This window comes from Sphaerothrix gracilis Ecp01, from assembly GCF_030405905.1.
Taxonomy (GTDB): Bacteria; Cyanobacteriota; Cyanobacteriia; order Phormidesmidales; family Phormidesmidaceae; genus Sphaerothrix; species Sphaerothrix gracilis.
In genome coordinates this window covers 72,812-97,957 of sequence record NZ_JASATW010000022.1, presented here as the reverse complement: position 1 = coordinate 97,957, position 25,146 = coordinate 72,812, and the positions used below count along the sequence as shown (strand labels likewise).

Here is a 25,146-nt window from a genome sequence, read left to right as displayed (position 1 = left end):
CGATCGCTAGCTCAATAAAAAAATTAAATATACGCTTTAATCTCAAAACTTTATAAATCAATCACTTCACCACTGTTATGACGTTTAACGTGGCACAAATACTCATAACATGTCAAATAACGTGGCACTCGACAAAATCCAAAAAACGTTGCTGGCACTGCGATCGCTGTGTTGCTTATACGCTTGTGTGTTGCTGTGCCGTTGTTCTATACGCTGTAATGCGATCGCTTTTATACTTGCAAGCCCTCTTCTGTATTTGCTTTATTTCGCAAAAGCGCTGCTGTGTAAGCGTTTTAGCGTCTTTGCTCATGCGATCGCTTCTTGCCTCTGCGTTGAGACACGCATGAATTTGTATGTATACATTCAGCTTGCTTACTTTAAGCGTGTTTTTTGAGTGTACATTTAGTGTGTACATATTGTGCCTTTAACTTGCATAGGAGACAGAGCGCGGGTGCTATCCTATCGGCTTCCTTGCGGATGCGATCGCGCTAAGCTCAGCGATTATTGCTCTGAACTGAGGAGGGCTTACAAGCATTCTTAGTGTGCTGCAGAACCCTGAGGCCATCCCTTCTTCCAACTCTATAGAAGCAAGGCGATCGCTGGCTCAGCTTACTCTACTTTGTATCAGTGCAAAACCCTCTCGGGCGATCGCTCTTTTGACTTGGAAACTATCATGCGGGCGATCGCTGGTGGTGAGGGACTGTTGCTGTTTCTCAGGAGCTTGGAAAACTCGAACTTTCTAGAAGCTTGGCATAGGCCGTTTCGTAGCATGATAGGCAAGAAAACTCCTCTCTGCCTCTATGAATACAGATAGCCCTGTCTCTGACAGCGTCATCGATCAAATGATCGACCTGCGATTGCAACTCGCTCAACTCGAACACAAAATTGATACCCTCATGCCCCCTTTCTTTCATGCCTGCGCAGCTCAAGAGCTCACTCAGTTTAGACATAAGCATGGAATCATCTGTCGTCGGCTTACGCCCGGCAAATGGGACTATCCTAGCGATATCCTGAAGCAGGAAAAACGCCTCAAGCTGCTTAAACAGCAATTTCAGCAAACCCATGAACCTACAGCTGGGCGTGAAGTTTCCTGGTCTATTCGACTGACTCTTTAGCTCTAGTCTTAGCTCGTCAGCACCATTTTCATAAACAACAGCTCACAGCGATCGCATTGGCCTGTTTGCCAGTAGCTTGGCAGTTGGAAAGCGCTTTAACATTGGGGACATTGAGCCAGCAGTTGCCGTTGATGCACTTGGCGGGCAAAGCCAGGCAACAAGCTTTAAGGCGATCGCCTGCTCACACCTTTTTCTCCTTCACTACACTTATCCAAAATCTCTCTATCACTACTTCAATGCACATTCCACCTCATCATCAAAAGTTGGGAAGATCCCACTTAGCCTGAAACGCGACAACGGTGCCGCGGCACTCCGCTAGGCTTCAAAACACTCATTCAACCCGCTCAGGAAAAGGTTAAACTCCACCGTCAAAAACTGGCTCAGATTGTGCGATCTCACCGAGCCGCCCCCCAAGCGGCTCTGATCGCTCATCTCAATCCGGTGATTCGCGGCTGGTGTCGCTATTACTCCACTCAAGCCAGTAAGCACACTTTTTCCGCTCTCTCGGCTGCCCTCTTCGCCATCCTACAAAGTTGGGCTAGAAGGAGGCACCCAAAGAAACACAGGCGATGGGTGAACCTGAAGTACTGGCACGCTATCGGCAACGCTCACTGGGTCTTTGCGGCTCGCTTGGAACACGATGCCTGGATGAAACTGGCGAATCATGCGGATACGCCCATCCGCCGCTTTACCAAGGTGCAGGCTAACCGCAGTCCGTATGATGGCGACTGGCTCTACTGGGCTACTAGAAACGGCCAATCGCCCCTCATCCGGCCTACTACGGCTCGCTTGCTCAAGCGCCAGAAGGGCCGTTGCAGTGCTTGCAACTTGTTCTTCATGCACGGTGATGTCATCGAACTCGACCACATCTTGCCTCGCTCCCAAGGCGGGCTGGATGTTTCCTCCAATTGGCAACTCCTGCACAGGCATTGTCACCACGTCAAATCTGCTGCTGAGCGGCGCTCAGCTAGCAGCAGAGAGGTCTGATTGTCACTCACCAAGTCGTTGAGGAGCCGGATGAAGGGAAACTGTGCGCCGTGGTGCGCATTGAGTGAACTGCCAACTGAGTTGGCCGGAGTTCAGGGCAACTGACTCCGAGGTGAACAACTTACCTTAACCCGAAAGGGAAGAGAGACAAGAGCATGTTAGTAAAGCGGAGAGTATCAGAAGACGTGTATGTTACGGCTCCGCAACACCTGAGCGATAAGGTTAAAGCTAAACTGCCTGAATCCTAATATCCAGCGGTGGAAACTGCACATCCTTCGGTAGCACGTCTCTACGCCGATGTCATTGGTAGCCTCGAATTCAACTTTCGTTCGAGGTACGCCCTGACCAATGGGCGATGAGTAACGAACTCATTCAAGGATATAAATGGGGAGCCTAAGTCGCTTTAATCAGTTCTCAATGACGAAACACGGGATTGCCTAAGGGACGAGAGTCCTAAGGTAACGGAATTCCAATAGTAGTCGTGGGAGTTACGACCCACCAGGGCAAACGGGAGAACCGTTTACAGGGCGAAGTGGAATAGGTGAACTGAATGTCAACGATTGTGAGGTACGCGAGATGCGAGATGCCGCAACAGTGTTGAACATTATTAGTTCACTGGAGAGCCACGTGATACGGAAAGCGATCATGCGTGGTTTGGAGGGGGGCGATTGGAAAAGTACCTACACAAGTAACTCGCTGGTTGCCTACCCTACTTCACGTCCGGTTCTGTAGACCATCGGCGGGGGCGACCCTGCCGATGAGTTTAACCCCAAAGCGCACCGCCTCTCACTATCGCATCTACTCGGCAGCAGAGGAGGAGAGGCTCGATTTTATCCAGAAGGCCAAACGATTTGGCTTATCTTTGGATGAGATTAAGCGGTTAATTGATCTCAGGCAGGATGGCGTGCCCCCTTGCGCTGACCTCAAAGCTATGGTGAAGCAACACCTAGCAGAACTCGATCAGCACATTCAAGCTATGCTGATCCTTCGCCAAGAGTTAGCCCATCGCTATGAGCATATTGAAGCTGCCATGCCTGACTCTTCTGATCTGCCCGATGAGAATATCTGTAACGGCAAAATCTGCGGATTGATTGAGCAAGATCATGGGGAAAATGCGAGCCAAAAATAGACTCATTGCCAGTCTGGCTGGCACGGCTATGATCGCCCTTTGCTGCTTTACACCCGTTTTGGTGTTCTCTTTAGGATTGCTAGGGTTAGGTGCTTGGGTCGGCTATCTGGATTTGGTTTTGCTGCCCGCAATGGGAGTCATGATAGGAGTGACCCTTTGGTCTTACTGGCGATATCGGCGATCGCGGCAATGCGACAAATGACATTTGCGAGACCATCACCATGAGTCCATGCTGTTGTCCAGAACCCAACGAAGCTGACAACTCAAAAACAACGGCAGGCGGGTGTCCCCGGTGCCACCATGTAGGGAAATCAGTCGATCTCATCACTCTCAAGAGTTTGTTAACCCCGATCGCTCTAGCAGAACTGAATCCTGAGCAGATCTATCGCTTTTGCCCGGAGGTTTGCTGCTCGGTGGTCTACTTTTCAGCCAAAGGGCAAACCTTCACCACAACTGACTTAACGGTGTCGGTATTTCAGAAAGACCTGGACGAGAACGTCCCAGTCTGTTACTGCTTTGGCTGGACTCGCCAGCGGATAAAAACTACCGTCGAGCAGCAGGGAGCGCAATCTGTTATGGCCTCAATCACCCATCACATTCAAGCTGGCCGCTGCGGTTGCGAGGTGAATAATCCTCAGGGGAGTTGCTGTCTGGCAAATGTCAAAGCTTTGGCACTAACAACGCCTAGTGGTTAATTCCTAAAATTAGAGTTGCTGCTGGACGTACTGCATGATGCCTGCGGCGATCGCCTGCGACATTTGCTGTCGCCAAGCTGGGTCGTTGAAGTTCTGGGCATCCTGTGCTCCCGTGACAAAGCCAGTTTCGACCAGCACAGCGGGCATTGAGGTATTGCGAATGACGTAAAATCGCGCCTGCCGCACACCGCGATCAGGGATATTCAATGCTCGTAAGATTGTCTGATGGATTGTCTGAGCTAAGTCATAGCCAGAGCTGTAGTAATAAGTCTCCAAGCCGTTCACATCGGGGCGTTCTAGGCTAATGGCATTGGCATGAATACTGACGAAGAGATCAGCGTCTGCCCGTTCGGCAATCTGGACCCGAGGGTCTAAATCAATCTCGCGGTCGTCGGCCCGGGTGAGAATCACCCGCACTCCGCTCTGCTCCAGAATAGCGGCGACTTCGTAAGCAATGGATGACACGACATCCTTTTCCCGCAGTCCGCCGATGCCGATCGCTCCTGGGTCACGTCCGCCGTGGCCAGGGTCAATCACGATGGTAACCGCCTGCTGGGGAATAACCGGGTTCGACTCCGGCATCGGTGGAGTCGTGGGCAACGTGGGTTCCGGCTGAGGGGGCAGCACTGGAGCTTGCCGAGGTGGGGGCTGCACGGCAATGGGAGGCGGCTCTGCCGCAGGCTGAGCAGAAGACTCAGACTCTGCATTATTGGGGGGTGTTGTAGCGATCGCCACGCCCCTGGGCGGCAAAATCACAATGCCACTGCCATTGCTGACCGTCGCTCGCCAATCAGCGGCGCTATTAGCCGGTACGCTCAGGACGATCTGGAGGGCGGGTTTGCCGTCTAGGGTCAGCGGTTGAACCTCCCAGGCACTGACCCCAAAGGCATTGAGCGGGGGCGTTTGCGCGGCGAACGCAGCAGTCACCGCCGCATCGCTGAGTTGCAGCACCACCTGAGTCTCGCTGGAGCGGTCAACCCTCAGATCAGGACTGGCCCCAGAAGTGCGAATGAAAAAGCCATCGGGGGTTGTCCGAATCGCTTCTACCTGAGTGGCTGTTCCGGCGACTGGCTCAGCTTCGACCCGGTTGGCAGTCTGGTCAGGCACAGTCACTGCCTCAGGCGTTGGCAGTTGCACCATCCACTGTTGAGGCGTTTGTCCTTGCACAATCACCTGGGCCGGGTCAACGGTATAGCCGGGAGCTAGCTCAATCACTAATCGAGTCGTCTGAGCGTCGAACTGACCGATGCGAATCGCTCTAACCATCCCCTCTACAGCCTGATTCACCGTGGGCTGGCCTAAGGTCGTACCCGGCAAATCCACCACAATTCGGGTGGGATTCGACAATAGCTGCGCTCTAGGCTGTACCCCAGCGTCAGTGGTAAACTCCAGCCGATTTTGCTGCGGGTCAAAACGCCAGAACTGAAGCTGAGCAGCCTCCACCGGATTGGCTAATACCAAGCCGCTAACGATGCCTAACAAACTTAATAGAGGCGGCTGTCGTCTCATGCAGTATTCCCACAGTATGGTCAATCAGTTTATGATTTTGCCTGATTTTGGGTTTTTGGGATCACACTATTCTTTTAATCAATGTGAAATCCGGGAGCAGACACCGCTCGTTACACTAAACAGAGATCAGGTTTAATAAGCGTCACAGCTTTGCCTTTGGCTACTGTTTCGGCGCTTTAATCTACCCTTGCATAGGCAACTGAGCCGTAGAAGAGTCCAGGTTGTCATTATTGGGAGGTCAGAATGAGACGCCACAGAGGGTTGATGCTCGGTTTGACGGTCTTTGCCGTTACGGTAGTAAGCGGACTGTCGGTTCCTGAACCTGGACGAACTGCAACGATTGCGGCTGTCACCGATCCGTTAGTCGAGCAGGGCCTACAGCAGGCTGAGCAAGGACAGCTAGAGGCCGCGATCGCGACCTACACCGAGGCCATTGCGGCCAATCCAGACAATGCCGATGCCTACTTCTATCGCGGCATTGCTCATCATGATCTGGGGGATTATGAGCAAGCGGTTGACGACTTTTCTGTGGCGCTTCAGCTTCGCCCCGACCATGCGGAAACCCTCTACAACCGAGGAGAAGCCTATTCTCACCTGACGAATGCTGAGGCGGCGATCGCTGATTCGAGTCAGGCAATCGAGCTTGATCCTGATTTTGTGCAACCCTACCTAGATCGCAGCATCATTTTGGCGGCGACTGGGCGCTTGCCCCAGGCACTGAGCGATCTAGATCAGGCGATCGCCCTTGACCCCGACAATGCCGATGCTCACTACAACCGGGGCAAAGTTTACACCGAACTGGGCAATGCCGCCGCTGCCCTGGCAGACTTTGATACCGCAATTCAGCTCAATCCTGAGCTGGCAGAGGCTTATGGCAATCGCGGACTTTTGCGCTATCAGCTTGGCGATCTTGAGCTGGCCCTGACGGATTTGCAGCAGGCGGCGGAGCTATTTGAGGCCCGTGGCGACCAGCAAGGCTATCAGCAAACCCTGTACTTTATCCAGCAGGTGCAGCAAACGATTGAGAGGGGCGATTAAACCGCCTTTTATCTGAACAAATCTTCAGGTGGTAATGATTCTCAGTATCATAAGAAGAGATGCTGAGCACCCCCTATATGGCCAAGTCTCGTTCTGCCAAAGCGCAACCTACTCAAACTACTGACGCCCCCGCCTGCGAAGAATCTCTGGTGCATTTGGATAACGTGCGCCAGGTGCAGTCTGAGGTGCTAGCCACTGAGAAAGCCCAGCGCATGGCGGAATTCTTTAGTGCGCTAGCTGACCCCCATCGGCTCAAGCTGCTCTCTGCCCTGGCGCAACAGGAACTCTGCGTCTGCGACCTCGCGGCAGCGGTGAAAATGGGCGAGTCGGCAGTGTCTCATCAACTGCGGGTGTTGCGATCGCAGCGCCTGGTGAAGTATCGCCGCCAAGGCCGTAACGTTTACTACGGTCTAGCCGACGACCATATCATGTCGGTCTATCGTGAGGTGGCAGAGCACCTTGACGAGTAAACGCTAACGGCCAGCCGATACTGCCATCAGCCCCCAGACCACATCAAACCGTACTCGCTGAGTACGGGCAATGGGAAACCCAGCGCCATTGAGCAACCCATGCAGTTCAGCCTCGGTATAGCACTGCTGATAGGCCGAGTCCAATCGTTTCAATACCCAGTCACACACTCGGCACAGTAGAAAGTCTTTACACCAGTCTAAAATCACCACGCTGCCCTGCGGTTTCAAAACTCGCTTCATTTCCTTGAGGGCCATCTCAGGTTCAGGAAAATAATGAAAGGCATTGGCCGACACCACGATGTCAAAGGATTGTTCGGGGAACGGAAGCTGTGAGGCGATCGCCTGCTGAAAACTCAAATTGGCATAGCCTGACAGTTTTTGCCGGGCCTGCGCCAGCATTTGCTCAGAAATGTCAACTCCGACAATAGCTCGATTCGGATCGTCGCTGAGCAGTAAGCGTTCCAGCTCACCTGTCCCACAGGCAATATCCAGCACCACAGCGGTGGTCGGGATCTCTGCCCAGGCTTTAAAAAATGACAGGGTATTGGACGTATATCGCCCCCAGCGCCAATCATAGATATGGGCAAGCTGGTTGTACTGCTCTTGAATGGTCGATTCATGAGGATGCATGGAATCTTAGCTCGGAAGATGTGGAGGTAACTAACCTCAAGCCTAATATCTCAAGGGCACTGAAAAATGCCTCTGGTTCTACGCTTAGTCCCATAAAGCCCTGCCAAGGACGCCGGATTTGGCCCGCCAAAATCTGCTGAACCGCCGGGACCACCGGAATCGCTGTACCGCAATAGATATCCTGGTGGTGTAGTGCCAGCAGGCGCTGCTGCTGCGTCAGGGTAATGCCATAGGGTGGACGAGTAAAGTGCCGATTGGCCACCGGAACAGCTTCATCCCCCAGGAGAGCGCCCTGGCCCCCGACAATGCCGATGCCTACTACAACCGGGGCAAAGTCTACACCGAACTGGACAATGCCGAAGCCGCCCTGACCGACTTTGATACTGCAATTCAGCTCAATCCTGAGCTGGCAGAGGCTTATGGCAATCGCGGGATTCTACGCTATCAGTTTGGCGAGCTTGAGTTGGCCCTGACGGATTTACAGCAGGCGGCGGAACTGTTTGAGTCCCGTGGCGACCAGCAGGAACTCTGTGTCTGCGATTTGGCGGTAGCGGTGAAAATGGGGGAGTCGGCAGTGTCTCATCAACTGCGGGTGCCCAAATCTCAGCGCTTGGTTAAGCCGCCAAGGGCGAAATGTGTTCTACACCCTAGCAGACGGCCACATTACAGCGGTTTATCGAGAAGTAGCTGACCACCTGGACGAGAACTAACCCTTGAGCTGAATTGATTAATTTCTAGTAGTGATAACCCAAACGGCTAAAATTATGAAAGAATTATGAGAAGCCTTTAGGGATTCCACCCCTTCCTCGCTATGCTACATTTGCGCTCATTCTTTCAGGCCCTTGGGAACCGTTTCCCCATTTTGCAAAAGCTCTTCGGCGTGGGGTGGAAGGTCGTACTGACAGAAGCGCTGATTGAAATCCCGTTTACGATTCTGGAGTCATCGTTCTTGATGCGATTTCTATTCGGTGTGACCCTGGGATTGACCCTTTGGCAATACCTCGTCATCGCAGCCACCCTCTATATACTGATCGAGTTGGGGCGGTGGACATTTTCGCGTTTTGTCACCAGGTCTAACGACTATCGGTTCTGGAAGCATGAACTGGAAATGCTGCAAATTCTGCTCGGTTGGCTCAGTCAGCTCCGAAGAACAGACAAGAACAGGCACTTGCACGGGAAAAAGGAACACTAACTCTAGAACAGTTTCCTGGCCTGGATTGCGTCTGTTGTCCGAAAGCCCTCTACAGCCATCGACGTACTGACGCCATGTAGTCAGCGAAGGGGCTTCCAAATTTGGTTAGCAGTGCCCGCTCCTCTGGCTTGATCTGAAACTGGGTCAAATTTCGCCATCCACCTGTCGTAATAGTGCTGCTATGACGGACAAAAATACTACTCCTACAGCTCCAGCTAAGGGATTCTGGTTAATTCCGGTGACCCAGTTGGGCACTACCTGGGTGTAGCTAGCCAAGTCCCCCACATCCACCAGGTAATATCCCCATACCAGTCCTCCATGCAGACCAATTGCTAGGCCCAATCTGCCTTGAGTACGCTGGCGAGCCCATCCCAGCGTCAGTCCTAGCAGCAATAATCCGGGAAAACTCGGCAGCTCATTCACAATAGCCTGCCAGGGCTTGATGAAATGGAGCGCAGCGTAGACAAAACTGCTAGCCCACAGCGCCCTTGAAAAGCCCCAGTCATAGCGCAGCTCATCCAGCAGCCAACCACGAAACACAAGTTCCTCGGCCAGACTGACTCCCAAGCCAACGAGGAAGCCTTCAAGCAGGATACGCCAGAAGGCTAGTGGCAGCACCTGCCACCGCAGCCAGCCTAGCCAGCCTTCTATTCCAAAGAGCAGCCCTAGGCTCACTACCCCGATAACAATGCCAGTCAATAGCTCCCGCCAGTTCTGAGCTGATTCAACCAAGCCGTGCGCTTGCCAGGGTTTTGAATGGTGGTGTACTCGTTTACCCCAGATCTGAAGACCCAACACAAAAAGGCCATACAGCAAAACCAACGGCACCACACTTAGAGATGTCGTTGTGCCGAACCACAGGTAAAGTGGGAGCGCGATCGGCACCCAGACCAGCGCTAAAACTAATAAAAACCCAATCACCCGAATAGGAGCAGCAGAGATAGAAAGTTGGCTGACTAACCGGCGAAACTGGTCAACCTGCTTGCTGGGCTTCATACATGGCCCTCAATACCAGACCAGGGTCAACCCATTCACCATTAAATTTCAGCATCCAATGCAGATGCGGCCCAGTGGTGCGTCCGGTCATGCCCACACGGCCCAGTCGTTCTCCAGTGGGCAACTCTTGCCCCTGCTCATAGCGGATGCTGCCATCTGGATCAACCAAATACCGCCTGCCGTTGGAGACCTCAACCCAACCGCTCATATGACAGTAGCGATGCTCCCACTGTCCAGATTGAATGACGGCAGACGTGCCACAACTCGTATGATCAGATATCTCAATCACTTTGCCGCTCCACCAGTTGCGCACATAGCTACCCTGCGGGGCTGCCATATCGAGTCCGTAGTGAAACTGAGAGCCACCGCCACCAGTGGGGGAGGTGCGGTAGCCAAAAGCAGATGTGTAAGCCTGAAAGTTTTCGACTGGAAAAGAGGCTTGCTGCCACAAAGCAATGCTTTCGCTCAGGCCGAAAGCAGGTTGAGAGAGCACTAGCAAGTTTAGGACACCCACCAAAGCCATACCTAGAGCAAAGCAGATGCTGCGCATGAGCCAACCCTGACGCCAGCACAAAGGCAGATCTATCCGTCTATTCATCTGGGTTACACTCCTCACCGTTGGGGTCAGCGACTAAAGGTCTGCCGAATTATGCCTTAGAACAGGCTGCATGGTGTAACGCCTGAATAATATTTCAGATTTTCAGGTGATTTTGCATTTCACAAGCTATGCTTTTTATGAACAGAGTTGCCATATCTGAGTAGCTGCCGGAGTGGTGCCTGGGGCTACAAACTTAAAGCATCGGTATGAAATCAGTATGAAATCGAAGTCGCTTTTTAGTAAATCGAACGCTTCTAATAATTTTTCTAGACTCGAACGAGTATGTTCGCTGGGGAGCCTTGGATTATTGAGTAGTGTAGTTCTGGCGATGCTTCCAGCCTGGGCTGAAGCTGAGGTAGAAATTGAAGCTCCAGCTTTAGTCGAAGCCCCAGTTTCAACCACGCCTAGCCTCCCAATTGCACCTGCAGACAGCGCCCCGGTGGAAACCTCAGCAGAAGTGCTGTTGCGCCCTCAGGTTACTACGGCCCCAACTGTGGAAACGGATTTGTCTGAACCTGAGTTCGTAGATGAAGCTTCAGTCCTCAGTACGCCACGCTCTGAGGTTCAAGCACCAGTAGAGTTCAACACCAACTTCATCGACCCAACTGACTACAGTCTTGGGGCCACACCGTCGCCTGACAGTCCTTCGCTAGTGTTTCTTGAGCGCTCTACAAGCTGCCAATTTACCGCAGAGGGTGGAGAAGTTCTGAAGCGTAGCTGTGGTGCGACTTTGCAGGCTAGCGATGGAGAAATCCCAACAGCAGATCAGCTATCTGGAAGTCGTCGGGAAGCTAGAGTTTCCTACGAGCCTGAGACTAATAGAGGAAACGGTACTACGGTCAGCAAATTGAATGTCATTAGCCGTGAGGTCTTAAATGATAAGCTACGCCCCTTAAGCCTATTGAGAAGAGGCGCAGAAGAATTTATTTTTCCACTCTCGATTCCAGCACCGATTACGTCTTTGTTTGGCTGGCGCAACCATCCCATTTTTCAGGAACGTCGCTTTCATGCTGGGGTTGACTTAGCAGTTCCCGAAGGCACTCCGGTCCTCGCAGCCAAAGATGGCGAGGTGATTACTGCTGAGTATCTGGGAGGATATGGCTTAACTGTGATGCTGCGCCACGAGAATGGCACCCAAGAAACCCGCTATCCTCACCTGTCTCAAATCCTGGTACGTCCTGGGGAGCAAATTAAGCAGGGCGAGGTTGTTGGCTTGGTTGGTAGCACTGGCAACTCTACTGGGCCACATTTGCACTTTGAGCTCCGCGAATTAACAGCTCAAGGATGGGTACTGATTGATCCAAACGACTTGATGAATTATGCCACAGCTAATTTAGTGGATGTTCTCAACAGCCCTCTACAAGCCCTTGGCATCTCTCAAAAGCCTGATCAGAGTTCATCCTCAACTCTCGTTGAAGGTGAATTGGAATTACCTCATCGACCAGCCCAACCCAACGCTAGTTGAGTCTTGTACGAATCTAGAATCTAAGATAATGGCCGTCTAGATAGCCATTACAGTGCTCTACAGGAATGTTCCGCTGCAGAATATCTTGAGTTACATGGTTTAATATCTGAATAGTATTTCAGATATTCAGTCAACACCTGGTAGGAGTGAACTTCCTATGGCCGAGTCTCATGTTCACAAAGGCTGCTGTGGCCACGATCAAAGCCATAGCCACAATCACGACCACAACCATGATCATGGCTCAGGCGAGTTCAGCCTGAGGAAAGCGTTGACGCCGATCGCCATTTCCACAGTCCTCTTTCTGATTGGGCTAATTTTCAATGAGCCGCTGCACAATACCCCCTTTGCTATTGCTGAATACGCCGTCCTCATTCCGGCTTACCTCATCAGCGGTTGGAGTGTGCTGACCACTGCTGGACGCAATATCCTACGGGGTCGGGTGTTTGACGAGAACTTTCTGATGACGATTGCGACCTTGGGGGCGATCGCCATTCACGAAATTCCCGAAGGTGTCGCGGTGATGCTGTTTTTCCAGATTGGGGAACTGTTTCAGGATTACGCCGTGGGGCGATCGCGCCGTTCTATCAAAGCCCTGCTGGAAGTTCGGCCTGATACCGCCAATTTGAGGGTGAACGGTGACGTGCAGGAAGTGTCTCCAGAATCCGTCAGCGTGGGGGATGTGATTCTGGTGCGGCCTGGGGAAAAAGTACCGCTAGATGGCGACATTCTAGAGGGCAAGTCCCTGGTGGATACCTCGGCGCTGACGGGCGAATCCGTACCGCGTACCGTCAAAACTGGTGAAACCGTGCTGGCGGGCATGATTAATCAGTCAGGAGCGCTGACGGTGCAGGTCACAAAGCCCTTTGGCGAATCGTCTATCTCTAGAATTTTGGAGTTGGTGGAAAACGCCAGTAGCAAAAAGGCCGATACCGAGAAATTCATTACCCGCTTTGCCCGTTACTACACGCCAGTAGTAGTGATTCTTTCCCTCGCTGTGGCGATTCTGCCGCCGCTGTTGATTGCTGGGGCATCCCAGGCCGAGTGGATTTACCGAGCGCTGGTGCTGCTGGTGATTTCCTGTCCCTGCGGTCTGGTGATCAGCATTCCCCTGGGGTATTTCGGTGGCGTTGGTGGGGCAGCCAAGCGCGGCATTTTGGTGAAGGGTTCGACGTTCCTAGATGCCCTCACCCAGGTGAAAACCGTCGTTTTCGACAAGACCGGCACTCTCACCCAGGGCAATTTCCGCGTCACCAATGTGGTTACCCATAACGGTTTGAGCAAGCCTCAACTTCTGGAGTTAGCCGCCCAGGTCGAATCGCAGTCTAACCATCCGGTGGCTCAATCGATTCGCCAAGCTTACGGTCAATCCATCGATACCTCTGGGGTGGAAGGCTATGAAGAAATTTCGGGCCACGGCATTCGGGCGCAGGTTAATGGCCGTACCGTGCTGGCTGGAAACGATCGGCTGCTGCACCGAGAGAACATTCCCCACGATGTCTGCACCGTAGACGGCACCGTTGCCCATGTTGCCGTGGACGGCACCTACAGCGGACGCATTCTGATTGCCGATGAGCTGAAGGAAGATGCGGCTGAGGCGATTCGTGCCCTCCATGCTGAGGGGATTCAGACAGCGATGCTCACTGGGGATAGCCAATCTGTGGCAGATAGCATTGCCCATAAGCTGGGTTTAGACCAGTATCGGGCTGAACTCTTACCAGAAGATAAAGTCGCCGCACTAGAGGAATTTCTCAACCGTGCTGCTCAAGGCAAAGTCGCCTTTGTCGGTGATGGCATTAACGATGCTCCCGTCATTGTCCGCGCCGATGTGGGGATGGCGATGGGCGGGCTGGGGTCTGATGCGGCGATTGAAACGGCGGATGTGGTGATCATGACCGATGCCCCCTCTAAGGTGACCGAGGCGATTCAGATCGCCCACAAGACCCTCCGCATCGTCTGGCAAAACATCATTCTGGCAATGGCGGTAAAAGGCATCTTCATTGCCTTGGGGGCGATCGGCATTGCTACTCTCTGGGAGGCAGTATTTGCTGATGTAGGCGTAGCGCTGCTGGCGATTCTGAACGCTGGTCGCATTATCCGCAATCCACAGTAGATGATGAGTACTTGGCTATGGGGAGCGGTACTGATTGCTGCTGTTTGGGCGGCCCACTGGGGAGCAGAGCAATTGGGCGAACCGTTGGGAAAATTGAGATCGCGCTGGGGGCTGACTCAGGTAGCGGGAGCAGCGTTAGTAGGCATTGCCGCTGCCAGTCCTGAGATTGGTATTAACGCAACCAGTGCTCTCAAACGGGTGGCAGACATCGGTTTAGGCACAATGCTGGGGTCAAACATCATCGCTATTCCAATGGTGGTGACGACCGCCTACATCGCCTCCCGTCAGCCCCAGCTTGGAAAACCCAATCAGGCCGAAGCGGGAGAAGACCAGGAAGCCCATACGAGACACCGGCAGCAGCGGTTTATGCGGATTGAACGAGACGCCGTAACAGTGCAGGCCATTCCTTACATCGCCATTGTGGCGGTGGTAGCGCTGCTCGCCCTACCAGCTCCCTGGCGAGGACTACAGCCCATTGATGGTTGGATCATGCTGGCAGTGTACGGCGCTTACTTGGCTCAAGCCATTTTCAGGGGGCGTCAACCTGGACAGGCAACTCAGTGGAGTCAGGAGGAAATAGCCATTGCGATCGCAGGCATTCTGGCCCTAGCGATTGGCGCTTATTCCACCGTCACCGCGACAGAAAACATCGTCGCGGCGATAGGAATTTCTGAAATCATTGGTGGACTTTTTATTACTGCCCCGATGGCGATGCTGCCGGAGCTGTTTGCGACCTGGAGCATTACCCGCAGCGGCCAAATTACAGCAGCAACCGCCAGCGTCATCGGCGACCATGCCGTCACCATGACCGTCGCGTTTTTCCCCCTCGCCCTTGCCACCGTTTCCATCAGCAACCTGCCACTATTTATCACCAATCTGGTATTCGTGGCGCTGGTGCCAACGGCGTATGCGGTCTTCATCCACTGGGGCACTCCAGAGCATGGCTTTGCCCTTTGGCAGGTGCTAGCCCTAGACAGTTTGGTTTTGATCTACCTGGTGATCGTGCTCTGGGGAGTCCTCAATGGTATTTAACTACCAGCAACCACCATGCCCGCCATGTCCACCACGATGGGTTCCACCGTGATGCCAAACCATCACCGTATCAGTGATTTCTGGAGAGTTGGTAACGGTTGGGTTGACCTGGCTCCAGGCGATCGCTGGAACAACCAGTACCAGTCCAGTTGCCAACGCCGCACTAATCAAAGAAGTCCGTTTCATCAGAACCCCCTTACTACTGAGTATTTATACTCTGATCCTAGCTCTCTCCTTCCAGCCCGAACCTACTTTTTACAGGATTTCACACTTGTTGTTGTGCTTAAACAATCTCCTTAAAGCATGTCTGCTTCCCTTCAAATCTTGCTGGGCACTCTGGCGCTGAGTTTCATTCACGCTTTAATTCCCAGTCACTGGCTACCGCTCGTGACGGTCGGTAAAGCTGAAGGCTGGTCTCGTCCAGAAACCCTTTGGATTACTGCCGTGACCGGCTTGGCTCACACTGCCAGTACGCTCTTAATTGGGATGGCTGTCGGATTGCTGGGCTATCAACTGGACGAGTACTACGAACTTGTGACCCATCTGGTGGCTCCGATAGTGCTCATTGGATTGGGCCTGGTTTACCTCAGCCGCCCCCTGCGGCAACGCTTCTCGTCAGAGTCTGCTCAGTATGAACATGCCCCTGTAGCGGCGATCGCAGGCGATTCTGACCACAGTAAATGGGCGGTGGTCATGACTCTGACCACCGCCATGTTTTTCTCTCCTTTCATCGGGATCGGCGCATTTTACCTATCAGCAGGGGCGCTGGGATGGTTTGGCATTGCTCTCGTTTCTGGAGTGTATTTAATGGTGACCGTGCTCGGTATGGTGCTGATAGTGAACTGGAGTTGGCATAGAGCTGAACAGTTTTCTACTGCTATCTCCACCTGGAACCTCAGCAGCCATGCTCTAACCGGGGCAGTACTGGTGATTTTAGGATTTGTAACGTTGTTTATTGATATTTAGAACTTATGCCACGCAAAAAAGCTACTCCTTGGATTCATCGCTATGCCCGCCCCCTGATGGCCGGGTTAGCGGCTGTCGGTGCTGTTGTCACCGCTTACTTAACTATCAATAAGCTCACAGGTAGTTCAACCGCCTGCCCTACTAAAGGCTGCGATATTGTCCTGTCTAGTCCCTACGCCACGGTGTATGGGCAGCCTTTGGCGCTCTTTGGATTTCTGGCTTACGTGGGCATGATTGGGCTGGCGATCGCCCCGCTTCTCGTCCGAGGACCTGAACAGAAAGAGCTGCGAGCTAACCTCACCCGCTGGACCCAACCGCTACTTTTCATTGGCGGCACCGCCATGATGGTGTTTAGTGGTTATTTGATGTATCTGCTTACCGCCGAAATTAAGGCCGTTTGCCTCTACTGTGTCGGGTCGGCGTTGCTATCAACCGGACTGTTTCTGCTGGCGCTGATTGGACAAGACTGGTCAGATTTATCCCAACCCTTTTTCACTGGCATCATCACAGCCGTAGTCATTTTGGTTGGTACTCTCGGCCTTTATGCCAATGTCAACAATCCAGCCACTGCAACGGATGCTAATGGACAACCCGGCATTGAAGTTACTACCGCGTCTGGACCGGCTGAAATCGCCCTGGCCCAACACCTAGCTGACACGGGTGCGATATTTTATGGAGCCTGGTGGTGCCCCCACTGCCACGACCAAAAGCAACTCTTCGGTGAAGCAGCGGCTCAAACCATTTCCTATATTGAGTGCTCCACGCCCGACGGACAGAGCCAGACTCCAGAATGCCAAGAAGCAGGCATTACCGGCTATCCCACCTGGGAAATCAACGGCGAACGCTTGTCAGGGACTCAAACCCTAGAAGAATTGGCCCAACTCACTGGCTACGAAGGCCCAACGAATTTTCAAAATTCTATCTAGTTCAGAGGAGAGAGACCTTGAGACGCACGAGTCATCTACTCAATCAATTAGCCGTAGCCATGGGGAGCCTTTTGGTTTTCACATCCCCGGTTTTGGCCCACACCCCTGGGCAATCGCTGAGCGATCAGGCCCGACTCAATGAATTGGCCGATTTATTAGAGTCTGGAGAAGAACTGGTTGAGTCAGGTAGTCTGACAGAGGCGCTATCCCGCTATCAGCACGCCGCGAGTTTAGATAGCGAAAATCCAAAAATCTTTTCGGCCATCGGCTACTTGCAGGCTCGCCAAGGCAACTTTCAGGAGTCTGTTGTTGCGTTTCAAACAGCCCTGGAATTAGATCCAGAAAATCTACCCTTTTACTTTGGCTTAGCTTATTCCCAAAGCCAGCTAGAGGCTTATGAAGCAACCGCCAACACCTACCGCTAGATTCTGCGTTTACAGCCCGATAATTTAGACGCGCAACTCGGACTAGGGGCAATGTTGTTTCAACTCGCAGCCTTCGAGGAGGCGTCGGAGGTTTATGCCAACATTTTGGCAGACGATTCAGAAAATCTACAGGCCACCGAATCTTTAGGGCTAATTCTGCTGCAACAGGGAGAGATTGAAGCAGCGATTACCGCTTTAGAAAACGCGGCTGAACTCGCTCCTCAGGCCAGCCAAATTCAAATGAATCTAGGTATTGCCTATCTCCAAGAAGATGATATTGCGTCCGCTCTAATTGCCTTTGAAGCAGCGGCTGAAGGCGATCCTCGGAATGCCGATATTCGTATGCAAATTGGCTACATTCTCTGGCAGCAGGGCAATCTAGATGCTGCCATGGAGAGCTATCAGCAGGCTGTTCGGTTAGAGCCTGATTCAGTCATGGCCCATGATGCGATCGCTGATCTCTACTTTGAGCAGCAAGATGCTTTGATGACGATTGTCGCTCATCTTGAATTGCTAGAACTCGCTCCTGATCATGCCTCTGGGTACTATCACCTGGCCATTGCACTAGAAGCACGAGGTCGTACTACAGAGGCGATTGAAGCCCTTCAGAAAGCCAAGTCTTTACTTTTAGAGCAGGGAAATGAAGCGGATATTCAGGTGATTGATGAACTGCTTCAAGAGCTTGAGACTTCTTGGCTCAGCTAGGTTCCACTAACCCGGCTAGCTTCGGGGGATAGCCTCAGGCGACTGATCGACTAAACCGATGCGATCCTGATTGGCTGCCACCGCAACTAACCTAAGCGGATCCCTGGCAGGACCATTCACCACATTGCCGAGAGAGTCGAAACGGGAGCCGTGGCAGGGGCAAATAAACGTCTGTTCATCGGCGTCCCAGTCAACGGTACAGCCCAAATGAGTGCATTTGGCGCTAATGCCATAGGCTGCCAACTCTGGCCCATCAGTAATCACCAGGTAGGTCAAATTTTCCAGACCTTCGGCGGGAATGCGATCGCCCGTACGGCTCTGACTCAGCAGCGCCTCTAAGGAGTAGGGTTCGCCATCAGGAGCTGTCGCCTCTACACCAGGGAGATAGTTTTCACAGCGAGAATTGTAGGGATACTCCAAACAGAACTGATCGAGATTGAGTTCTTTAGTTGCCGCTGTGGCGGCAGCACTGCTAGCGGCAACCCAGTGAAACCCGAGTACGGTAGTAGCACTCCCGATTGCGTATTGAAAGAAGCGACGGCGATTTAACATAATCCCCTCGTAGACTAATCAACGATGTGAATGATGTCCTGCAAGCCAAACCAGTTGTAGCGACGAATGCCCCAGGGTAGGAGTATCAGCAGGATAACGAACACGACAGATAGAATAATCCCTAGAGGCAGTCCGATGGTAAACGACTGTCCCACATAGGTCAGCAACAGCGTAGATGGAAGCATCCCGAAAAAGGTTGACGAAGCATATATCGGCAGAGAAAGGTTCGTGAGCCCAGCCCCATAGCTGACTAAATCAAATGACAAAACGGGCAGCAGCCGAGTGACAAAAATGACACCACCCAGCAGCCATTCTCCTCGGTCTTTCGAAAAGTAGACCGCTTTGCCTGTCAGCGCCTTGACGGCTGAACGCCCTAGGCTGCGACCAACAAAGTAAGCTATCAAGCCGCCTAAAAAACCCCCTGCCACGCTATAGATAGCCGCCGGAAGCGCACCCCACACAGCTCCAGCCGCCACAGTGAGCGGCGCACCTGGAATGGGACTAATCACCACGGCCAGCGCAATGATGGCGATGTAGGCCAAGATGCCCCAAATGCTTGTGCCATCGATGAGTTGCCTAAGGCCCTCAGGAGTCAGCGGATTCGTGTCAGCTTGGCGGGAAACCCATATATACACAAGGAGGGAAAGCCCGAGCACCCCAAGGGCAATTAAATTTTGTCGCTGCCATAGCGATCGCGATTTGCCTTTGGCAAGGCTCCGCCAACGCCGTTGCCGTTTTCGAGCCATTGTTCATCAACCCTGCTGAATCTCCAAAACTCCCATCATGCCTCGGTCTTCGTGGTCGAGAACATGGCAGTGATAGACCGTTTTACCGACATAGTCGCGGAAGGGGATGCGCAGGCGAACGCTCTCGCCGGGACTCACTGACACCACATCTTTCCACGCCGCGTAGGGCGCAGGCTGACCGTTGCGGCTGAGCACCTGAAACTTGTTGATGTGAACGTGGAAAGGATGGGCCATGGTGCCTGTGTTAATGATCTCCCAGTCTTCGACGGTATTGAGCGGTACCTGGGTATCGATGCGGTCATGCTCAAAGGCTTTGCCATTGATCAAAAACACCATCCCCATGCCCATGCCGTGGTTGAGGGTGAACTGGCGAGTCGTTTGGGGCTCGGGCAGAGGATCGATGGCGATGAGCTGGGTGGGTAACGGGAGTGGCTCGGTGCTGCCGCTGTAGGTCAGGGTCGCAACGGTTTCGGTGGTGCTGCGATTTTGCGAACTGCCCATCATGCCGCCACCCATCATGCCGCCACCCATCATGCCCTGGGCGGGGTTGAAGGGCTGGTTGAGCAACCGATACTGGCCGGGGTCGCGGTCTGCTTTGACGAGAACCTCAACCCGTTCGCCGGGAGCTAGCACCAGGTCGTTGAGTTCGACGGGAGCTGCGATCGCCCCCCCATCAGTAGCAATTAGGTAAAACAGATGATCTTCCAGGGACAACCGGAAGAAGCGAGACGTGGACGCATTCAGCAGCCGCAACCGCAGCAGTCCCCCTTGAGGGATCTCCAGTGATGGATTGAACTGCCCATTGACCGTTAGCAAATCGCCGATGCGCCCGGTCATCTGGGCCATGTGACCGGGATTGGGAATATTGCCGCTGCGATCGAGGGCAAAGTCTTTGAGCACCAAAAACGCCTCCTGAGCGGCTTGGATTTCAGGAATGTCGTCTAGTTCGCCGCGTACTACGAATAATCCAGCCAACCCGCCAAAGAGTTGCTCTGCCACTAGCCCGTGGTAGTGGGGGTGATACCAGAAGGTACCCGCCGGATGGTTTTGAGGAATTTGGAACTTGTAGGTATAGCTTTCGCCGGGCGGAATTTCGAGGAAAACGTTATCTCCGGTACCTGTGGGTGGAATGTGGAGCCCGTGGTAGTGCAGATTGGTAGGCTGGTTCAGTCGATTGATGAAACTAATTTGAACGGTGTCACCGGGGTTGGCCTCCAATCGAGGGCCGGGAATCTGGCCGTTGTAAGTGAGCAGGTTGGCATTGCGGTTCCCCAGTCGCACCCGTTGCGCCTCAGCCACCAGGTCGAAGTTGAGCACGCCGTCTGCGCTGCTGTGAATCGGAACTTGAGCTAACACCGAACCAGATTCGGAGGCGGAGGGTGATCGCCGAGAGCACTGGGACAGCAACACTGTTCCAGTGGCTCCCAGGCTTAATCCCAAAAATTCTCGTCGCCGCATCGTTTTCGTAACTGTCATGAAACTGCTGTAGAACTGGAAGTTGAAACACCAAAGCAGAAGATTCGGATGTCTCAATCAAGGGGATTTGGCCGCTGCAGCCAAATCGGTAGAGTTGGTTTTCATCGAGTCGTCCACAACCTCGACGGTGCCTCGGAACATATTCATGCCGCAGGCAAATTCATACCGTCCGGGTTTATCAGGGGTGAACTCGATCGCGGTAGTTTGATTCACTGGCAGGGCTTTAGCGATGCGAAAGTCCGGTAGGCGAACCTCTTCTAGGCAGCTACTGGGGTCAGTACGATGGAAGTTGAGCCGCACGGGTAAACCCGCTTGCACCACTATTTGGTTTGGGTCATAACCGGCATCTACCGTGATAGTGATTTCCTGCATGCCGTCTTGGGCCTTGGCTTGACTCGATTTGGGTTGACTGAAGACAAACCACCAAAGCTCTAGCCCGATCAACCCTAAACCACCTGTCGTGACTAAGGCTTTTGTCCACAGCGGCTGTTCAATCCGGCGAAACCCACCGTTAGACTCAGACATCGACTCATGGGTCATTTGAGCCGGAGAGCCAGTAGCCACAGCCAGAAGCAGCCACACACTGGTCAAGCTACTTAAGGCTAATTTGTGAAAACAACGCATGGTAGACCTCCTGAGCTAGCTAACGATGTCAAAGATGATGAAATTGCCCAGAATGCCGGAAAGGGATCCGAGTAAAAAGCCAGCCCCGACGAGTAGGGCGAAGAAAGAAAGCGGGTAGGTCATGGTCAGACTCCTTTGTAAGATGAGAGAATGGGGAGATAGGGGGATGGGGAGTTTAAGCCTGAATTTTCGGGCGGAAGTTATGCAGCCGCAGCGCGTTGGTGACCACCGACACAGAGCTGAAGGCCATGGCCGCGCCCGCAATGATGGGGTTGAGCAGCCAGCCCAAGAACGGGTAGAGGATACCAGCCGCAATGGGAATGCCTGCGACGTTGTAGATGAAAGCAAAGAACAGATTTTGACGAATGTTGCGAATGGTGGCGCGGGAAAGTTGAATGGCCGTCACAATGCCCCACAGATCGCCGGAAATTAGCGTGATATCGCTAGCGGCGATCGCTACATCGGTACCTGTTCCAATCGCCATGCCCACATCGGCTTGAGCCAATGCCGGGGCATCGTTGATCCCGTCGCCCACCATGGACACAAGCTTACCTTCTTGCTGTAGGGCCAGCACTTGGTCGGCTTTTTGGTCGGGGCGCACCTCAGCCATGACTCGTTGAATGTTCACTTCACGGGCAATCACCTCAGCGGTGCGTCGGTTGTCGCCAGTGAGCATGACAACCTCCAGACCCATTTTTTGCAGAGCGCGAATAGCATTAGCAGAGGAAGGTTTAACGGCATCGGCAATGCCCATAATGGCCTCTACTTGCTCTTCCACTACCAGCCAGACAGCAGTTTTTCCTTCAGACTCTAGCCGATCCCATTCTGGTTTCAGGCGTTGGGTATCAATACCCAGTTCATCTAGCCAGCGGTGGGTGCCGATCTGCACCCATTTCCCTTCTACCTGGCCCCGAACACCGCTCCCGGCTACAGCTTCAAATCCTGCCGGGTCTACCAGAGTTGCCCCCTGCCTTTGGGCGTACTGCACAACTGCTTCTGCTAAGGGGTGCTCGGAGTTTTGCTCTAGGGAACCCGCCAGTTTCAGCAATGCCAGTTCGTTACTATTGGCGGTGCCCCCAACGGTAATGTAGTCGGTAACGGTGGGCTGTCCCTGAGTCACGGTGCCGGTCTTATCCAGCACGATGGTTTGAATCTTATGGGCCAGCTCCAGGCTATCGGCCCCTTTGATCAGAATGCCGTTTTCGGCTCCTTTTCCGGTTCCCACCATGATGGAGGTGGGGGTTGCCAACCCTAAGGCGCAGGGACAGGCTAGAATCAGCACCCCCACAGTGGTGATCAGGGCCATGCTGACGTTGCCCATGAAGTTGAACCAGGTAACAAAGGTGAGAATGGCGATCGCAATCACTGCTGGGACAAACCAGCCGGTGACGCGATCGGCCAATCGTTGAATCGGCGCTTTGGAGCCCTGGGCCTGCTGCACGAGTTTGACAATCTGAGCCAAGAAGGTATCTTTGCCCACCCGAGTCGCGCGAAACTTAAAGCTTCCCGTCTTGTTGAGGGTCGCTCCAATCACCTCATCGCCCACCTGCTTCTGGACGGGAATACTCTCACCGGTCACCATCGCTTCATCAAGAGTCGAGGAGCCCTCGATGATTTCCCCGTCTACCGGCACCTTTTCCCCGGGTCTGACGAGCACCGTGTCTCCCAACGCCACTTCCGAAATGGGGACATCGATGGGTTCACCCTGGCGGATCACCCTCGCTGTTTTCGCCTGTAGCCCCATCAGCTTGCGAATCGCTTCCGAGGTCTGTCCTTTAGCCCGGTTTTCTAGCAGATTGCCTAGCAAAATCAGGGCGATGATGATGGCCGCAATCTCAAAGTACACATCGGGTCGCAGCCCCTGATCGATAAACCATTGGGGGTACACTGTCGGGAACAGCGAGTACAGGTAGGCGGTGCCAGTGCCCACCGCCACCAGCGTATCCATCGTGGCGGAATGATGTTTCAGTGCCTTCCAGGTGTTGATGAAAAAGTCGCTCCCGGCCCACACCATGACGGGTAAGGTCAGCACTAACTGCAGCCAGGGGTTGTGCATCCAGGCAGGGATCAGCGGTATTTCTAACCCCGTCATCATAGGCAACGCTGCAATCACGAGGACAATACTCATCACCAGACTAAAGATGACTTTGCGCTTCAGCTCTCGGTCTCTAGCAGCTCGCTCGCGGCGCTCAGCGTCGTCTTCAGTCGTCAACGGGTTATCGTCAACGGGCTGCGCTCCATAGCCCGCCGCATCGACCGCCGATTGGATATCGGCAGCGCTGACCTGGTTAGCATCGTAGGCCACCACGGCTTGTTCCGCCCCAAAGTTGACGCTGCAAGTCTCGACGCCGGGAACCGAGCGGATGGCCGCTTCGATGTTGTTGGCACAAGCGGCACAGCTCATGCCTCGGAGCTTAAAGGTTTGATTATCCATAGGGGCATCCTCACGCGATTGTGTATCCTGCCGTGGCAATGGCGCTTTTGATGTCGGCTTCTGATGCCTCGGTAACAATATTGACCCGCTTGGTCTTCGGATCAGCAACAACCTGAGCTGTGGCATCCACAGAGTGGACGGCTTTGGTCACAGTTCCGACGCAGGCAGAACAGGCGAGGTCAGGAACATGCAAATCAAGTTTCATCACAAACCCTCCAATATCAATGATGGTTCTATCTTGAGGTCTCTAGTTAGCTGAAGGGTCAAGAGGGGGACGGTAGAAGTTTGCACGTCTGCAGAAAATGAGCGCAGGGCGTAGATTTGGCTATGCCCCACAGTAGCGACGATGCGCTGACAGATGACATTTGAGCCAGCTACTAGGGTGTGTCCGTCTCTTCGGTTTGATTGGTGATTGTTCGCAACTGCCCCATCAAAGCTTGCATCTCCTCAACCATACGAGCATGGTGCTCCATCATGTAGGGACGAAACTCCGCCATTTGTTCAGGAGTCAGGGTGGACATGAGCTGCTGCATCTCGCCCATCAGCTCCAGCATCTCGCCTGACGTCTGCATGGGCATGCCCTGGTGAGTCATCTGCATGTCCCCCATGGGCGTCTGTTCTGACTCCATCATGCCTTCTGAAGCAGGTCCTTGCTCCAAATCTGATTCCTGCAGCATACCTTGACTAAAGGCAGGAGTAGTCAGCCCGCCCACAATCCCTATTCCAAACAAAGCAATCAGCACAATCTCTGAACTTGCTTTTTTCAAAAACTCTATCATCGTCATTCCCTTTAAATCCAATCTTTTAACTTGCCACAACTAAAGTCTCTAAGATATTCGCAAAGTTTTCGCGACAAAAAGATTACAGCACATGAGTTGTAACAGCGTTAATTAGTTTATAGATAAACCATGAAATGGCGATGAAATATGAGTATTTTCTAGTTTGCTGCTGGGAGCTAAGCGATTTATCACAAAATTATGAAATCAGGATGAAATAGCTCTAATCCCTAGGACTGAAATGCGGCTTATTACCATTGATAGGTGTGGAAGCAATTGTTTTCTTAGTACGAATTAGCTATCGCTGCTGGAGAAAATTATGCTTTTAAATCATGAAAAATATCAATCAAGCTTCGATAAAGCGATGGCTTGTGCTGTGGAGTGCGAACACTGTGCCGAAGCCTGCATGGGCAATCCAGATATGGTGAAATGTGCCCGCATGTGTCTAGACACAGGAGAAACCTGCAGAAGCCTCGCCACGCTTATGGTGCGTGGCTCCTATTTTATTGCTCCAATTCGCAAGATTGCGGGTGTAGGCACAGTCACTGCT

28 protein-coding genes and 3 pseudogenes are annotated in these 25,146 nt (G+C 53.0%); 18 read left to right on the top strand and 13 right to left on the bottom strand.

Annotation, left to right across the window (positions count from 1 at the left end; translation table 11 throughout):
• The first annotated feature begins 800 nt into the window (after positions 1-800).
• The 5 genes from QJQ48_RS21180 (at position 801) to QJQ48_RS21160 (ending at position 3,926) form a co-directional block, all read left to right on the top strand.
• A complete protein-coding gene (locus QJQ48_RS21180; RefSeq protein ID WP_346293236.1) occupies positions 801-1,115 on the top strand; it encodes a hypothetical protein in 315 nt (104 codons plus the stop codon).
• A 333-nt stretch (positions 1,116-1,448) separates the two neighbouring features.
• Positions 1,449-2,102 (top strand): group II intron maturase-specific domain-containing protein, encoded by a 654-nt coding sequence (locus tag QJQ48_RS21175; RefSeq protein ID WP_346293241.1) that lies wholly within the window; start codon positions 1,449-1,451, stop codon positions 2,100-2,102.
• A 757-nt stretch (positions 2,103-2,859) separates the two neighbouring features.
• Positions 2,860-3,231 (top strand): MerR family DNA-binding protein, encoded by a 372-nt coding sequence (locus QJQ48_RS21170; RefSeq protein ID WP_346293235.1) that lies wholly within the window; start codon positions 2,860-2,862, stop codon positions 3,229-3,231.
• Positions 3,215-3,433 (top strand): mercury resistance system transport protein MerF, encoded by a 219-nt coding sequence (gene merF, locus QJQ48_RS21165; protein ID WP_346293234.1) that lies wholly within the window; start codon positions 3,215-3,217, stop codon positions 3,431-3,433. Before QJQ48_RS21170 ends, merF begins: the two co-directional genes overlap by 17 nt.
• 19 nt (positions 3,434-3,452) lie before the next feature.
• Positions 3,453-3,926, top strand: coding sequence for a putative iron-sulfur cluster-binding metallochaperone (locus QJQ48_RS21160; RefSeq protein ID WP_346293233.1), 474 nt, complete (start codon positions 3,453-3,455; stop codon positions 3,924-3,926).
• 9 nt (positions 3,927-3,935) lie between these two features.
• Here QJQ48_RS21160 and QJQ48_RS21155 read toward each other — a convergent pair whose 3' ends face one another.
• The gene (locus tag QJQ48_RS21155) at positions 3,936-5,435 is read right to left on the bottom strand and encodes an N-acetylmuramoyl-L-alanine amidase (RefSeq protein ID WP_346293232.1); all 1,500 of its coding nucleotides are present in this window, start codon (positions 5,433-5,435) and stop codon (positions 3,936-3,938) included.
• A gap of 243 nt (positions 5,436-5,678) precedes the next feature.
• On the opposite strand from QJQ48_RS21155, the gene QJQ48_RS21150 reads away from it, so the two are divergent.
• Positions 5,679-6,473: a tetratricopeptide repeat protein gene (locus QJQ48_RS21150; RefSeq protein ID WP_346293231.1), complete on the top strand. Its 795-nt coding sequence runs from the start codon at positions 5,679-5,681 to the stop codon at positions 6,471-6,473.
• Positions 6,474-6,550: 77 nt separating this feature from the next.
• Complete coding sequence (locus QJQ48_RS21145) at positions 6,551-6,943, top strand: ArsR/SmtB family transcription factor (RefSeq protein ID WP_346293240.1); 393 nt, start codon at positions 6,551-6,553, stop codon at positions 6,941-6,943.
• A gap of 3 nt (positions 6,944-6,946) precedes the next feature.
• On the opposite strand, the gene QJQ48_RS21140 is transcribed toward QJQ48_RS21145, so the two are convergent.
• Together QJQ48_RS21140 and QJQ48_RS21135 are read right to left on the bottom strand one after the other, a co-directional pair.
• Positions 6,947-7,573, bottom strand: a complete 627-nt coding sequence (locus QJQ48_RS21140) for a class I SAM-dependent methyltransferase (protein WP_346293230.1) — start codon at positions 7,571-7,573, stop codon at positions 6,947-6,949.
• A complete protein-coding gene (locus tag QJQ48_RS21135) occupies positions 7,560-7,835 on the bottom strand; it encodes a hypothetical protein (protein WP_272066670.1) in 276 nt (91 codons plus the stop codon). The genes QJQ48_RS21140 and QJQ48_RS21135 overlap by 14 nt, the downstream gene beginning before the upstream one ends.
• Here QJQ48_RS21135 and QJQ48_RS21130 point away from each other — a divergent pair.
• The 3 genes and pseudogenes from QJQ48_RS21130 to QJQ48_RS21120 form a co-directional block, all read left to right on the top strand.
• Positions 7,821-7,967, top strand: a pseudogene (locus tag QJQ48_RS21130) (hypothetical protein); the annotation flags it as partial. The gene QJQ48_RS21135 and the pseudogene QJQ48_RS21130 overlap by 15 nt on opposite strands.
• An 87-nt stretch (positions 7,968-8,054) precedes the next feature.
• Positions 8,055-8,283 (top strand): annotated as a pseudogene (locus QJQ48_RS21125) (ArsR/SmtB family transcription factor); the annotation flags it as partial.
• Between the two features lie 101 nt (positions 8,284-8,384).
• Complete coding sequence (locus QJQ48_RS21120; protein WP_346293229.1) at positions 8,385-8,765, top strand: hypothetical protein; 381 nt, start codon at positions 8,385-8,387, stop codon at positions 8,763-8,765.
• 144 nt (positions 8,766-8,909) lie between these two features.
• Here QJQ48_RS21120 and QJQ48_RS21115 read toward each other — a convergent pair whose 3' ends face one another.
• Complete coding sequence (locus QJQ48_RS21115; protein WP_346293228.1) at positions 8,910-9,761, bottom strand: CPBP family intramembrane glutamic endopeptidase; 852 nt, start codon at positions 9,759-9,761, stop codon at positions 8,910-8,912.
• Positions 9,739-10,359 (bottom strand): M23 family metallopeptidase, encoded by a 621-nt coding sequence (locus QJQ48_RS21110; RefSeq protein WP_346293227.1) that lies wholly within the window; start codon positions 10,357-10,359, stop codon positions 9,739-9,741. The genes QJQ48_RS21115 and QJQ48_RS21110 overlap by 23 nt, the downstream gene beginning before the upstream one ends.
• Positions 10,360-10,687: 328 nt before the next feature.
• On the opposite strand from QJQ48_RS21110, the gene QJQ48_RS21105 reads away from it, so the two are divergent.
• The 3 genes from QJQ48_RS21105 to QJQ48_RS21095 all read left to right on the top strand — a co-directional run bounded on the left by QJQ48_RS21105 (position 10,688) and on the right by QJQ48_RS21095 (position 14,966).
• Positions 10,688-11,824: a M23 family metallopeptidase gene (locus tag QJQ48_RS21105; protein ID WP_346293226.1), complete on the top strand. Its 1,137-nt coding sequence runs from the start codon at positions 10,688-10,690 to the stop codon at positions 11,822-11,824.
• A gap of 157 nt (positions 11,825-11,981) precedes the next feature.
• Positions 11,982-13,934 carry a heavy metal translocating P-type ATPase gene (locus QJQ48_RS21100; protein ID WP_346293225.1) on the top strand — a complete coding sequence of 651 codons (1,953 nt, stop codon included), beginning with the start codon at positions 11,982-11,984 and terminating at the stop codon, positions 13,932-13,934.
• Between the two features lie 3 nt (positions 13,935-13,937).
• Entirely contained in the window at positions 13,938-14,966 is a 1,029-nt protein-coding gene (locus QJQ48_RS21095; RefSeq protein ID WP_346293224.1) for a sodium:calcium antiporter, read from the top strand.
• Here QJQ48_RS21095 and QJQ48_RS21090 read toward each other — a convergent pair whose 3' ends face one another.
• Positions 14,967-15,152, bottom strand: coding sequence for a hypothetical protein (locus QJQ48_RS21090; protein WP_346293223.1), 186 nt, complete (start codon positions 15,150-15,152; stop codon positions 14,967-14,969).
• A gap of 117 nt (positions 15,153-15,269) precedes the next feature.
• On the opposite strand from QJQ48_RS21090, the gene QJQ48_RS21085 reads away from it, so the two are divergent.
• From QJQ48_RS21085 to QJQ48_RS21070, 4 genes are read left to right on the top strand one after another with little or no spacing between them, the layout of a single operon-like run.
• Positions 15,270-15,932: a hypothetical protein gene (locus QJQ48_RS21085; protein ID WP_346293222.1), complete on the top strand. Its 663-nt coding sequence runs from the start codon at positions 15,270-15,272 to the stop codon at positions 15,930-15,932.
• 5 nt (positions 15,933-15,937) lie between these two features.
• The gene (locus QJQ48_RS21080; RefSeq protein ID WP_346293221.1) at positions 15,938-16,858 is read left to right on the top strand and encodes a vitamin K epoxide reductase family protein; all 921 of its coding nucleotides are present in this window, start codon (positions 15,938-15,940) and stop codon (positions 16,856-16,858) included.
• A 17-nt stretch (positions 16,859-16,875) separates the two neighbouring features.
• The gene (locus QJQ48_RS21075) at positions 16,876-17,283 is read left to right on the top strand and encodes a tetratricopeptide repeat protein (RefSeq protein ID WP_346293220.1); all 408 of its coding nucleotides are present in this window, start codon (positions 16,876-16,878) and stop codon (positions 17,281-17,283) included.
• A 51-nt stretch (positions 17,284-17,334) separates the two neighbouring features.
• The gene (locus QJQ48_RS21070) at positions 17,335-17,988 is read left to right on the top strand and encodes a tetratricopeptide repeat protein (protein ID WP_346293219.1); all 654 of its coding nucleotides are present in this window, start codon (positions 17,335-17,337) and stop codon (positions 17,986-17,988) included.
• Positions 17,989-18,003: 15 nt separating this feature from the next.
• Here QJQ48_RS21070 and QJQ48_RS21065 read toward each other — a convergent pair whose 3' ends face one another.
• From QJQ48_RS21065 to QJQ48_RS21035, 7 genes are all read right to left on the bottom strand, one after another.
• On the bottom strand, positions 18,004-18,540 hold the full coding sequence (locus tag QJQ48_RS21065; protein ID WP_346293218.1) for a Rieske 2Fe-2S domain-containing protein: 537 nt from the start codon (positions 18,538-18,540) through the stop codon (positions 18,004-18,006).
• Between the two features lie 14 nt (positions 18,541-18,554).
• Positions 18,555-19,286 (bottom strand): TVP38/TMEM64 family protein, encoded by a 732-nt coding sequence (locus QJQ48_RS21060; protein ID WP_346293217.1) that lies wholly within the window; start codon positions 19,284-19,286, stop codon positions 18,555-18,557.
• A 6-nt stretch (positions 19,287-19,292) separates the two neighbouring features.
• The gene (locus QJQ48_RS21055) at positions 19,293-20,762 is read right to left on the bottom strand and encodes a multicopper oxidase family protein (protein WP_346293216.1); all 1,470 of its coding nucleotides are present in this window, start codon (positions 20,760-20,762) and stop codon (positions 19,293-19,295) included.
• 57 nt (positions 20,763-20,819) lie between these two features.
• Complete coding sequence (locus QJQ48_RS21050) at positions 20,820-21,386, bottom strand: cupredoxin domain-containing protein (RefSeq protein WP_346293215.1); 567 nt, start codon at positions 21,384-21,386, stop codon at positions 20,820-20,822.
• Between the two features lie 175 nt (positions 21,387-21,561).
• Positions 21,562-23,820, bottom strand: coding sequence for a heavy metal translocating P-type ATPase (locus QJQ48_RS21045; RefSeq protein WP_346293214.1), 2,259 nt, complete (start codon positions 23,818-23,820; stop codon positions 21,562-21,564).
• 10 nt (positions 23,821-23,830) lie between these two features.
• Complete coding sequence (locus tag QJQ48_RS21040; RefSeq protein ID WP_346293213.1) at positions 23,831-24,025, bottom strand: heavy-metal-associated domain-containing protein; 195 nt, start codon at positions 24,023-24,025, stop codon at positions 23,831-23,833.
• Positions 24,026-24,197: 172 nt separating this feature from the next.
• Complete coding sequence (locus tag QJQ48_RS21035) at positions 24,198-24,605, bottom strand: hypothetical protein (RefSeq protein ID WP_346293212.1); 408 nt, start codon at positions 24,603-24,605, stop codon at positions 24,198-24,200.
• A gap of 310 nt (positions 24,606-24,915) precedes the next feature.
• Here QJQ48_RS21035 and QJQ48_RS21030 point away from each other — a divergent pair.
• Positions 24,916-25,119 (top strand): annotated as a pseudogene (locus QJQ48_RS21030) (four-helix bundle copper-binding protein); the annotation flags it as partial.
• Positions 25,120-25,146: the final 27 nt, after the last annotated feature.